The organism is Campylobacter lari (genome assembly GCF_900638335.1).
Classification (GTDB): Bacteria; Campylobacterota; Campylobacteria; order Campylobacterales; family Campylobacteraceae; genus Campylobacter_D; species Campylobacter_D lari_E.
On record NZ_LR134508.1, the window covers coordinates 824,235 to 837,094 of the forward strand.

General features: G+C 29.5%; 8 protein-coding genes, 1 tRNA gene and 1 pseudogene. 2 read left to right on the forward strand and 8 right to left on the reverse strand.

What is annotated here, in order from left to right; all coding sequences use genetic code 11:
- Position 1: 1 nt before the first annotated feature.
- The 6 genes from EL235_RS04290 to EL235_RS04315 form a co-directional block, all read right to left on the reverse strand.
- Positions 2-559: a 2-oxoglutarate:acceptor oxidoreductase, gamma subunit gene (locus EL235_RS04290; protein WP_039626146.1), complete on the reverse strand. Its 558-nt coding sequence runs from the start codon at positions 557-559 to the stop codon at positions 2-4.
- Positions 556-1,401 carry a 2-oxoglutarate ferredoxin oxidoreductase subunit beta gene (locus tag EL235_RS04295; RefSeq protein ID WP_039626147.1) on the reverse strand — a complete coding sequence of 282 codons (846 nt, stop codon included), beginning with the start codon at positions 1,399-1,401 and terminating at the stop codon, positions 556-558. Before EL235_RS04295 ends, EL235_RS04290 begins: the two co-directional genes overlap by 4 nt.
- Position 1,402: 1 nt before the next feature.
- On the reverse strand, positions 1,403-2,527 hold the full coding sequence (locus EL235_RS04300; RefSeq protein ID WP_039626148.1) for a 2-oxoglutarate synthase subunit alpha: 1,125 nt from the start codon (positions 2,525-2,527) through the stop codon (positions 1,403-1,405).
- 8 nt (positions 2,528-2,535) lie between these two features.
- Positions 2,536-2,850, reverse strand: coding sequence for a 4Fe-4S binding protein (locus EL235_RS04305; protein ID WP_114640339.1), 315 nt, complete (start codon positions 2,848-2,850; stop codon positions 2,536-2,538).
- Positions 2,851-3,020: 170 nt separating this feature from the next.
- On the reverse strand, positions 3,021-3,917 hold the full coding sequence (locus EL235_RS04310; RefSeq protein ID WP_039626150.1) for a malate dehydrogenase: 897 nt from the start codon (positions 3,915-3,917) through the stop codon (positions 3,021-3,023).
- 18 nt (positions 3,918-3,935) lie between these two features.
- The gene (locus EL235_RS04315; protein WP_126340877.1) at positions 3,936-6,437 is read right to left on the reverse strand and encodes a YhdP family protein; all 2,502 of its coding nucleotides are present in this window, start codon (positions 6,435-6,437) and stop codon (positions 3,936-3,938) included.
- Here EL235_RS04315 and mltG point away from each other — a divergent pair.
- Positions 6,424-7,377 (forward strand): endolytic transglycosylase MltG, encoded by a 954-nt coding sequence (gene mltG / locus EL235_RS04320; protein ID WP_052243279.1) that lies wholly within the window; start codon positions 6,424-6,426, stop codon positions 7,375-7,377. The two genes, EL235_RS04315 and mltG, sit on opposite strands and share 14 nt — an antisense overlap.
- Here the strand turns inward: mltG and EL235_RS08085 are convergent.
- Positions 7,378-8,898, reverse strand: a pseudogene (locus tag EL235_RS08085) (DNA translocase FtsK); the annotation flags it as partial.
- A gap of 1,361 nt (positions 8,899-10,259) precedes the next feature.
- Positions 10,260-12,494 (reverse strand): flagellar hook-associated protein FlgL, encoded by a 2,235-nt coding sequence (gene flgL, locus EL235_RS04330; RefSeq protein WP_039626152.1) that lies wholly within the window; start codon positions 12,492-12,494, stop codon positions 10,260-10,262.
- Between the two features lie 156 nt (positions 12,495-12,650).
- On the opposite strand from flgL, the gene EL235_RS04335 reads away from it, so the two are divergent.
- A tRNA-Leu gene (locus EL235_RS04335) sits at positions 12,651-12,737 on the forward strand.
- Positions 12,738-12,860: the final 123 nt, after the last annotated feature.

Here is a 12,860-nt window from a genome sequence, read left to right on the forward strand (position 1 = left end):
ATCAAGAAACTACTTGTGCTTTTTTAGCGTATTCTATACCTAAATCAAAAGCTTTTGCATTTGCTTCTTTAGTTTTTGCAGGTACCATATCAAGCATAGTTTGTTTTAATGCATCAATATCAATACATTTGCTCATATAAGCAGCTATAGCTAGAGCAACGACTGATTGAGTAGCTACATTCCCTACTTCTTCTTTAGCTATAGTAATAATAGGAATTTCAAAAATTTTCCATCTAGCATAATCTTCTTTGCTTGGGTGAACTAAATTTGGCTCTACAACTATAACACCGCCATCACAAACACCATCTTTGAAACTATGATACCCCTTATCAGCAGTTGAAAGCATAAAACTAACTTCACCTTCTACTGCATAAGGAAAAAAGATTTCACTTTCATCAATGATAATATCAACCTTAGTTGGTCCACCTCTAACTTGAGAAGTATAAGTAGAAGCTTTAAAAGCATTGCGCCCTTCTTTAATGGCAGCTTTAGCTAAAATTTCACCTGCAGTGATAACCCCTTGTCCACCTTCACCGCAAAATCTTAATTGATATTTCATTTTAATGCTCCTAAATCAACCATTCTTTTTTCTTTCAAGGCTCTTCTAACTTCTTCATAAGCTTCACAATATTCTGCCTTGCTTTCATCTTGGTGTAAAATTCCTGTAGGAAATTTATCTGCTTTTTGCTCATAGTCTAATTGTTCAAATTTAGACTTATCTACACAACGATTTTTAATCCAATCAAGCATGCTTACAGCTTCGCCCATTTTATTTTTTCTACCAAGATTAATATGACAGTTTGAAAATACATCTACAAAACTATAACCTTTGTGTGATAAAGCTTTAAAAATGATATTTTCAAGCTTATTTGCCTCAATAACATTTGTTCTTGCTACAAAAGAAGCCCCAGCAGCTTTAGTAAGTTCACAAGCGTCAAAATTTGGATCTATATTACCTGCTTGAGCAGTAACAGTATAAAAACCTTGTGGGGTAGTTGGTGAAGTCTGTGAGTTTGTAAGACCATAAATAAAATTATTAATTAAAATATGAGTTAAATCTATATTTCTTCTACATCCATGGATGGTATGATTTCCACCAATTGCTAAAGTATCACCATCCCCGCTTACTACAATTACGTGTTTTTTAGGGTTTGCCAGTTTAATCCCTGTTGCATAAGCAATAGCTCTACCATGGGTAGTATGTACTGTATTACAATTTACATAAGAACTCATTCTACCACTACAACCTATACCTGAAACTAAGCAAACATCATCCATATTCCAGCCAAGTTTTTGAATAGCCCTAATAATAGCTTTTAAAACAACTCCATCCCCACAACCCCAGCACCATTGTGTTGGAAGTTTATCCACTCTTAAATATTCATCGTAATTAAAAGCCATTTTACATATTCTCCTTTACTTTAGCAATAATTTCACTTGGGGTTATAGGGCGACCATTTGCACGGTGTAAGCTAATAAAATCATCTCTTTTGCTTACTCTTTGAATTTCTTCTAAATATTGCCCCATATTAAGCTCACTTACCATAACTTTTTCAAATTTAGATACTACTTGAGCTATTTTTTTCTCAGCTACTGGATAAAGTGTGATTGGTCTAAAAAGCCCTACTTTTAAACCCTCTTCTCTAAGTCTTAAGATAGCTTCTTTAGCAGATCTTGCAACACTACCATAAGCAATGATTAAAAACTGCGCATCATCACACATAAACTCTTCATAAGTACAAATTTCATCTGTATTATTTTTAATCTTACCAAACAATCTTTTCATATTTTTATCTACTATCGCTCCATCTTCAGTTGGAAAACCTATATCTCCATGATGAAGTCCTGTGATATGATAACGATAACCTTCAAAGAAAGGATTTAGCGTAGCAGCTTCATTTTCCCCTGCCGCATAAGGTTTATAATCTTTTTTGTCGCCTGTGAATTTTTTACGGTTAATAATTTCTAATTCTTCTAAATCAGGTAATTTTGCCTTACCGTTCATATGTCCTATGGTTTCATCTAAAAGTAAAAATACTGGGGTCATGTATTTTTCAGCTAAATTAAAGGCTCTAATGGTTTCAGTGTAAGCTTCTTCTAGTGAAGCAGGAGCTAAAGCTATACTTGCATAATCTCCGTGTGTTGGAGCTTTTGCTTGAAATAAATCTCCTTGTGCAACTCTTGTTGGAAGACCAGTTGATGGACCACCTCTCATAACATTTACAATTACTAGTGGAATTTCAGCTATAAAACCCAAACCAATTTGCTCAGCTTTTAAAGAAATTCCGGGCCCACTACTTGCTGTCATGGATTTTACTCCACTCATAGAAGCACCCAAAGCCACACTAATACCTGAAATTTCATCTTCCATTTGTATAAAAGTACCATCATTTTTTGGTAGCATATGGCTTAGTTCATGTGCTATTTCAGAACTTGGAGTAATTGGATAACCACCAAAAAATTTACAGCCACAATCAATCGCAGCTTTTGCTACTAAAACATTACCTGTTGATATCACTTCTCTCATTATTTTTCCTATGCGTTTAATTTTTTATATTTATTTTCTTTAATAGCTTGTGCTCTTTCTTTAGCTTCTGGTGTAAGTTTTGCAAATTTAAATTCATCTCTTTTAGCAACAAAAATTGCAAAATCAGGACAATGACTTTCACATTCACTACAGCCTATACAAGAATCAGGATGAACCACTTCTATCATCTGTCCTAAAACTGCGCTGATTTCATCTCTCATTGCCAAAACTCCAGCTGGACAATAACTAACACAGATATTACAAGCTTTACATCTTGTTTCATCAACCCAAACCGGTGTATTTTCTGGGGCTACCATTAAAATTCCTTTCTAATTTTTGTTATTTTCAATGATTTTTTATTAAAAGTTATCTTTAAAACAAACTTTTTATTATAGCGAATTTATAATATGAGTAAATATTATTTAAAATATAAAGCAAAACAAATAAGTATTTATAACGCAAAGTAACATTAGGAGTAAAAAACTCCTAAAAATTATTTGTAATTATACTGAATGAGAGAATTTTCTAATGCAATTTGTTCTTGATTGTCTAATTTTAACTCCAAAATTTCAAGTACCCCATCAAGACTAATCCTTGCCATAACACCAAAAGCTTTTTCTTTTATATTATATTCTCCATCTAAAATCACACATATTGGTAAAAATTCTCCACTTTTTAAAGCTTCTATCATTCTTACACAAGCACTTGCAGGGGCTAAATATGCTGAAGTTTTTAAGTATTTTATAACTTTAGCACCACCGGTTTTAACTTCTTGTTCAATTTGAGCAAGATCATATTCATTTAAAACCTCATTTAATGCCTTATTTTGCATTTTACTTTGAGATTTTACTAAAACCATGCTATCATTGTGAAAACCTATAAGCTTAGTATCTATATAAGAAGTTTTTATATTTAGTTTTTTACCCACTTCATATTTAAATCTAGCATTATCTAAAACACCTGCCATGGCAATGATTTTTTTTGATGAAAATAATTTACTTTCATAAAGAGCATTAAGTAAAAAATCCACAGGGTTACTTACTATGATAAACAAAGGATCGTTGTTAAATTTTTTAATATTTTTTGCACACTCAAGCATAATTTTAGAATTAATAGCAAAAAGCTCATCTCTACTTTGACCTTCTTTTCTAGCTACTCCCGCACTAAAAATAACCACTTGAGAATCTTTTGAATGTGCATAATCATCTGTACAAGTTATTTTAATATCAAAATTAAAAGCAGCTATACTCTGACTTAATTCTAATTCTCTAGCAAAAAGCAAATCTTTATTAATATCTATTAAAACAAGTTCATCAACTAACTCTCTTAAAATCAAAGCATAAGCAGTACTTACACCAACATTTCCTGCACCTATGATGGTGATTTTCATTTTTACTCCTTTTTGTATTTATTTCACTAAATTAGCCGGCAATTCAAAAATATTTTTAATTAAATGATAAGGAAGTTGCAAGCTTTGCGCAATAAGCTGAGTTTTAAACTCAGGGTTTTCTACTGTTCCGCTTAATTTAATTTGCGTGCTAATTTGTCTATCTTTACCTAATATAATTTGATTAATGATAGGAACTTTAGAAATAACTGAACTTGCTGATTTTAACGTTCTAAGCTCTAACAAACCATCCACTTGATTATTTCTTAAGTTGATTTTAACTTGACCTAGCACATCTGCACTATCGCCATTAAAATTAAGTGCGTCTATCTCAAAAAGATCTTTTTTACGGTTAAAACTTATACCAGCATTTTCAACACTAAAACCTTTTTCATTAAATGTAGGTGCTTTAAATAAAATTAAACTAGGTATGGTATCAATAAAGCTTAAAAGCTGTTGATGAAATTTTAAATCTTTTAAATAAGTATCTTTAAATAAAAACTTACCTTTGAAAAAATCAATGCTATTACCATCTACATAAAGATTAAACTCGCCTTTTTCAAAAACATTTTGGCGCATAAAGGTGTTTAGAAAATCATCATCCATTTTTAAAGCTCTAACTTGCATTTGATTTTCTTTAAGCAAAAAATCAAATCTAGATTCATTTCTATTTGCCCAAGCTTTCACATAATCTTTTTTAATTTTAGCATTAAATTGATCAAAGTCTAAAGTTTTATTAAAATCCTTCAAAATCAAATCTATATTTTTCCCACTAATATTATAAGTTGAATTTTCAAGAGTATCTAAAGTATTTTCTGTATCTTGTTGAGAAATTAACAAATTAATATTATTTAAAGTAATATTCACATCTTCATTATCTTTTTGCGCAAAAACACTACCACTTGCACTAGTTAAATTAAAATCATCTCCTTTTATTTTTATACTAAAACTATCATATTCATAAGGGTTATTATTCTTATAAAGCAAAAAAGATTCAAAAGTAGTATTATTAATATCTACATTAAAATCTTGAAAATTTAAAGTATTTAAAGATAATTCCCCATCATGTACTTTATTTTTTTGCATTAATTTAGAATAATTTTTATATTTTGCAAGTTTTTCAACATAAACAGACATACCTTGATCAAAATTTAAAGTTGTGGTAAATTCTTTATTATATAAACTAATGTTTTTGTCAAAATCAAGACTTAAATCAAGAAATTTATTTTCCATTTTTAAGCTATCTTGTGGTAATTCCAAGTTTGTTATAAAGGTTTTAAAATCGCCTTTTTTTTGTTTTAAATTAACACTTGCATTAAAATCACCATTAATTATACTACTTTGCACACTTGCATTTTGTATATCTAACTTATCTTTTTTCAAAGTAACACTTGCTTGAGCTATCTTAAAATCACTTATATTTATATTTGAATTAATAATATTAAAACTACCATTATAAGTAATTTTTTCAGGATGTTCAAAAGGAATTTTCAGTGTTAAATCAGTCTTTGCAACACCATTATTTTGCAAAAATGGTAATTTTATATCATATAAAAGCAAAATTTTATTAACCCTGTAATCAGCTCTAGCATTATTACTTTTAATGCGTATATAAATTCCTGCTTTTTCATTTAGCATATTATCTATATAAATTTGACTTTGAGCTAAATCATAATTATTAAAACGCAATTCATCGTAAATAAAATCAAGTCTTTGTTTAGCAAATTCAAGCCTTACAAAAGGACTTACGATAGGATCTATGCCTTTATCTAAAACTACTTTTAAGTTATTTACATAACCTTTAGCGTTGATATCATTTAAATAATATCTATGTTTTCCAAAATCTACAAAACCGGTTAATTTTTCTATAAAATAAAAATCAGCCTTTACCTTACCACCCACCCAAAGAGCAAGATTAGAAGGTAAATCCACTCCATTTTCTACTAAAATATCAAAAATTTGCGAAATGTTATTTGAGCTTATATTTTCTAATTCATAAGCAATCTCTTCTCTTTTGAGTGAAAATTTAACATCGCTTTTTAAAAAATCACTATCAATTTTACCCTTGAAAGTATAAAATTTTGTCTTAGGATTGATGAGTAAAGATCCAACTACACTAAGATTGTGATCTTTTAAAAGAAAATTATCAATATTAGCTTGTATATTTTTATCACTAATTTTTAAATTCACTTTTACTAAAAGATTTTTACTATTTACAAAAAATAGATTATTTTTATAAATTAGCTCCACAGGATAGTTATTAACAAGCATTTCATCAATATTGATTTCTTGAAAAAACCAATAAATATATTTTACAACTTTAATAAGTTGCACAGCTTTACTTGCGCTAGTTTCATTTTGAACGCTTTGACTTTGAGAATTTACCACGACTTTTTTAGCATTTAAAATGAGTTTTTTATCTAATTTAATATATAATTTCTCCAAATTAATAGAAGAAAATTCTAATTTTTCTATGTAAATTCCATTTTTGAGGTAAATAAACAAAGCAATGAAAAGTATCATAGGTAATGCTAAAAATTTAAGAGTTTTTTTAATATGTTGTGATTTGATTTTAATTTTTCTTTTATCCATTTTTTACTATCTACTTTTACCCATAAAAACAAACTCTGTAGTTTTTATACCACAAGGTTCTGTTGGTAAGATTATAACGCAATTAGATAAAAATAACTATAAAATGAGCAGTATTGATAAATATACTTTATATTTTTTAGGCCATCCACAATCTGGCTGGATAAATATAGGCACAAAAGAACTAAATAGAGTTGAATTTTTACATAAGCTTACCGTTGCTAAAGCAGCGCTTGAAACTATTACTTTAATTCCTGGAGAAACGACTGAAATTTTCTTTGAAGAACTAGCACCGAAGTTAAATTTAAACGCTAAAACCTTAATGCAGGAATTTTATAAACAAAGTCCTTTTAAAGAAGGTATGCTTTTTCCTGAAACTTACAAAATTCCAAAAGGTATCACAGAAGAGCTTTTGGTAAAATATCTTTTAGCTTATTCTACAAATGAATTTAAAAAGCTTTCTTATAAAATTTTTAGAGAATATAATGAAAAAAAATGGCATGAATATATCATCATAGCGTCCATTATACAAAAAGAAGCAGCAAGTAATGAAGAAATGCCTATAGTTTCATCTGTGATTAGAAATCGTTTAAGAAAAGGTATGAAGCTTCAAATGGATGGAACATTAAATTATGGAAAATACTCTCATGAAAAAATTACTCCACAAAGAATAAGATCAGATAATAGTTCTTATAATACTTATAAATTTAATGGCATACCAAAAGAAGCTGTGTGTAATGTTTCATTTGAAGCTATTAAGGCAGCTATTTTTCCTGCTAAAACAGAATATTTATACTTTGTAAGAGATAAAAAAACCAATAAGCATATTTTTACCTCTACTTTAAAAGATCATAATAAGGCAATAAGAAATTAATTATAAAATTTCTCTTTGCCCCTTTGCATCAGGTTCACTTAAAACACCTGTTTGTGAAAGTTGTTCTATGATATTTGCTGCACGGTTGTAGCCTATTTTTAAACGTCTTTGTAAATAAGAAATGCTGGTTTTTCTATCTTCTAAGATCACAGCCTTTGCTTCTTCATAAAGCTCATCTAAATCCCCATCATCAATTTCACTTCTTTTATAAGTTCCATCTTGGCTATCATCTTTTAAAAAACTCTCATCATATTCTACTACTTGTTGAGCTTTTAAAAACTCTACTATATTTTCTATTTCATTTTCGCTTGCAAAAGGTGCATGCAAACGCACCAAACCACTCATACCAGGAGGGGTAAATAAACAATCTCCACGCCCTAGTAAGCTTTCAGCACCCATAGAATCCAAAATAACCTTAGAATCTATCTTTTGTCCTACTTTATAAGAAATTCTACTTGGTAAATTTGCTTTTACAACCCCAGTAACAACATCTACTGAAGGGCGTTGTGTAGCTACGATTAAGTGAATTCCACTTGCTCTTGCCATTTGCGCTAAACGACCTATATAAAACTCTACATCCTTACCCGCAGTCATCATTAAATCAGCCAACTCATCAATAATCACTACAATAAATGGTAAGATTTCGCCACCTTGCTCTTTGATTTTTTCATTGTAATTTTCTATATTTTTAGTTTTTGCTTCAGCCATCAAACGATACCTGCGTTCCATTTCAGCTACCATATTCGATAAAGCATTTACTGCCTTTTTAGGATCAGTAATTACCGGTGTAAGTAAATGTGGTATATCATTATAAATACTAAATTCAAGCATCTTAGGATCTATCATCATAAGTCTTAAGGTTTTTGGTGAATTTCTATAAAGCAAAGACAAAAGCATAGAGTTAATTCCCACACTTTTACCACTTCCTGTAGTTCCTGCTATTAAAAGATGAGGAAGTTTTTTAAGATCTGTAATGAAAGGATCGCCTACTATATCTTTACCCAAAGCTATGGTTAAAGGTGAGCTAGAATTTTTAAATACCTCACTTTCTAAAATTTCTCTTAAGTAAATCGTATCAATTTTTTCATTTGGTACTTCAATCCCTACTACATCTTTGCCTGGAATTGGAGCTTGAATTCTGATAGTTTGAGCTTTTAAAGCCATAGCTAAATCATCTTGTAAAGATAAAATTTTACTCACTTTAACATCTGCTGCAGGACGAAATTCAAAAGTAGTTACAACAGGTCCTGTGTAAGTTCTAACTACATCTCCACCTATTTTAAAGCGTCTTAACTTTTCAAGCAAGTCATAAATTTTTCTATCAATCTCTTCTTCGTTTATCTCGCTTTTGCCTTCTTTTGGCATGGTTAAAAAATCCAAAGGTGGCAAAGAAAAATCTTTTGGTTTTTCAAAATTTCCAAAGTCAAGATCTTTTAATAAGGCTTTATTTTCACTCACCTCATTAGCGATAGAATGGTGTGTTTTATTTTCTACTACTTCTACCATAGGCTCTTGAGTAATTTCAAATGGAACTTTTTCTTCTTTAAATTCATTTTGCACTTCTTCTACTACAAAAGGACTTTCATAATTTTTTTTACTTCTTAACTCTTCTATACTAACAGGCTTATTAAAATCATCTTCACTAAAATCTAATTCTTTTACTTCATTTTGCGGGATAAAATCCTCATCTTTAAAATCTTTCACCCCTAAAAAGCTAGTTTTGTTTTGAATTTTTTTAAACTCAGCTTCTTTTTGCGCTTCTATAGCATTTAATTCTTCAATTTTTTTAAAATCCTCATTAAGCTCTTCTAAAATTTTTTCTTTTTGCAAGGCTTTATACTCTTCTAGTAATTTAGCTTTTTGTAGCATTTGTTCACGCTCTTTAAGCTCTTTGGCAAATAAGGAATTTTCTTCTATTGTTTCTTCTTTATTTTCATTTAAATCTATATTACGTCTTTTATAGCTTGGTTCATCTAAATTTTTACTTTTTAAGGTTTGAGTATAAATATCTTCACTTTTGTTTTTGTATTTTAATAAATACTCTTCAGGGGTCATTTCATCTTCCTTTATATTTATTTGACTAGCTTTTTGAGCAAAACTTGCAATAGGTTCTGATAATTCATGAATATAGCTTGAACTTAACTTTTTATCCTCTTCGCTAATTACCACTTCTTCTAATTCTTGATTTTTTAAATCTTCAAGATTGAATTTTTTACTTTCTTGAACCTCTTGTTTTGGCAACTCTTCTTTCTCAATGAGTTCTTCTTTTTTTTCTTTGATTAAAAGCTCTTGCTTGAGTTTTTCTTGTTCTTCTTTGGTTTCATTTTCGTATTTATCACCACCAAAAAATCCAAAAATTTTATTTTTAATTAAAGTTTCAAGTTTTAAATAAAAATCAAAATCAAGCTCTATTTTAAATACTTCTTTGATAATTTGCGGAAAAGAAATACTAAAAGCAAAAGCTAAAAGCAAAATCACTAAGATTAAACTTCCTATTTTTCCAAAAAGTCCATCTAAGATCACAAACATAGCAGAAGCTATATAACCTTTATCTTGTAAAAATGCCGACGCAAAAACAAGCGAAGCAAAAATACAAGCAAAAATAGCCACACTAAATCTACGCTCAATAAGTTCAAAATTATAATCATTTTTATACAAAAGATAATTAAACCAAAAAAAGACAAAAGGATAAAATTTAGTCAATGATCCAAATAAAAAATAACTAAGTTTTGCTAAAGAATACCCTATAATACTTACCAAGGCTTGATCGGGTATCAAAGAACTTAAGCAAAAATAAAAAATTAAAATATTAAAAATAATAAAAATAGCTTCTTTTTTTATAACATATCCTTTATAAAGAAAAAAGCTATTATATCAAAAAATTATAAGTAGTTTAATAAACTCATTTGAGAAATTTTAGAGGTTGCTGAAAGCATAGCTTGATAAGAAACCATAGTTTGCATAAACTGCATATAAGTCTGACCATAATCAGCATCAGTTACACCACTTTTTATAGAAGCTACATTGATATTTAAAAAAGTCATTCTTTTATTTGTTTCTTCTATATTATTAGTGTAAGCACCTATGGTTGTTTGCATTTTTCTAACATGATCTTGCAAATGATCTATTCTTTCTAAGGCTCCTTGTAAACCTGTATTTCTAGGATCACTTCCTTCTGAGTCAGCTCTCATATTACCATTTAAAACAGCATCTATCATATCATCTAAATCTTTAATTAAATCAATATTTGGGTCATCAATAGTTAAAGAATTATTTGCGCTAAATACAAAACCAGAACCATTGCTTACCTCGCCTGCTGGAGGAAAACCACTGTTTGAATTTGAATCTTTTAAAGTAAGACCTATATTTGTATTAGTTGAAAATTTATCAGTAATACTTATACGACCCTTATAATCCATACTAACTTCTACAAAATCTTTAGAATCATTTATATTTTGTTGAATAGTTTGAAAATCACCATTATTTATTGTTCCGTTTGCATTTGCATTAATTGTAGTAGTTGGAACCTTATCACTTGCAAACATACCTATAATATCATTTAATTGACCATAAGTAATATCCTCAGGTCTTGTTTGCATACCTACTGAAGTTCCTGTTGCTTCATTATATTGAGAATGGGTAATAGGAAAACTTATAGTTTTAGTAGGATCATTTGGATCTTGGTAGCTAACCTTGGAATTTTCTAAGTCTATTTCAACCTTATATTTTTGACCACTTTTAGAAGTAATCTCCATTTCAAGTTTTTGACCCTTCATATCCCCATTAGCATTTGCTAAAACTTCACTAAGTTTTGTACTATCAGTAGCATACTCACTGGTGCCTTTAATCACTTGAGAAACATTACCAAAAACAGTATTACCATCTTTTTCAAAAGGCACATCAAAATCAGCTCCATTGGTTTTATTGCCATTGATATTACTTTTTATAAAATCTGTTTTATGTATATCTACAGTAAATTGCTCACCATTTACCTCAATAGTAACTGGACTTTTAGTATTATTCAAATCTCCACCATGTGCTGCTTGCATGATACGATTAGTCACTTCATCCATACTAATACCCTCAGCAGCAGCAGCTTCACTTAAAGCTTTAATTTGATCTGCATCTTGAAGTTGTGGCGTCATAGCAACTGCATGAAAATCTAAAGAACTATTACCTTCTTGCAAATTTTTAATTTCTATTTGGCCACTATCATTCATAGTTACTTCAACAACTTTATTTGCATCTGTATTGCCATATAATTTACCAATATTTTCTAAAACATCACCTATTTTATCTTCAGGCCCTATATTAATAGTTGCTTTAAAGCTTGTTCCATCAGGTCTGACACCTTGAATATACATAGATGAGCTTGGAAAAGGCAGCTTGCTATCTGCATAGTCAAAATCTTTATCTGGATCTAAAGGGCCATTTTGAACATAATTTTGACCTATAAGATAAGAAAATTTAGATTCTTCATCTAAATATTTTTTTTGCTCAGGATTAGAATTAACATCGTATCTACCATCTATCATAGATACATTTGTAGAGATAATCTTGCTAATATTTGAATCAGGTTTAAAAAATAAATCCCAACCAGGTATGTTATAAGGAATTTGAGTTCCAGCACCACTTACTACGAAAATATTATCCTTGTTACCAGTATAATTTCCATATTTGTCAAAAGGTTTTGTGGCTGTATTAGATCCTGCAAATAAATATTGCCCATTAATACTAGTATTTGCAATATTTACAATAGAATCTCTTACAAGTTTAAGCTCTTTTGCAATAGCTTCTCTTGAAGTTTGAGAATTTCCATCACTAGAAGCTTTTACTAAAAGTGTTTTAAATTTTTCCAAAAGCTCGGTAATGTTTTTTAAAGCTGTGTCTGTATTTTTTGCCATTTCTTGCGCTGCTTGAGTGCCTTGAATAATCTGACCTATATTTGCCATCTCATATTCTAATCTTGAACCATTAATATAAATATTAGCATTTTCCCAAGAGTGCTGTATGAGCTGACCTGTTTGCAATTGCAAATTATATTTATTAAGTAAAGACTGACCATCCGTGTAATTTTGTATAGAAGTGTAGTAGTTATACTGGTTACTGATTCTCATTATTTTGCTCCGCAAATAAATTTTTTAATTATCTACAAGCAAAAAAAGTTCCAATTTTAAATATATTTTAATTTTCTATATAAATATTTTTATATTGTTTTAATTTTTTTTTAGTATAATTTCACATTCTATATTTTTAATTTAAAATCTTAAAAAGCCCGAGTGGTGAAACTGGTAGACGCGCCAGACTCAAAATCTGGTAAGGGCAACCTTGTGTCGGTTCGAGTCCGACCTCGGGCACCATTACTTTTATCATAAACTCTCATAAATTATTGCAAATTATCAAAATAAATCCGATAAATAAGCACTTTGGAAAGATTTTAGTTATCACTAATTATCACTAATTATCACTAATTATCACTAATT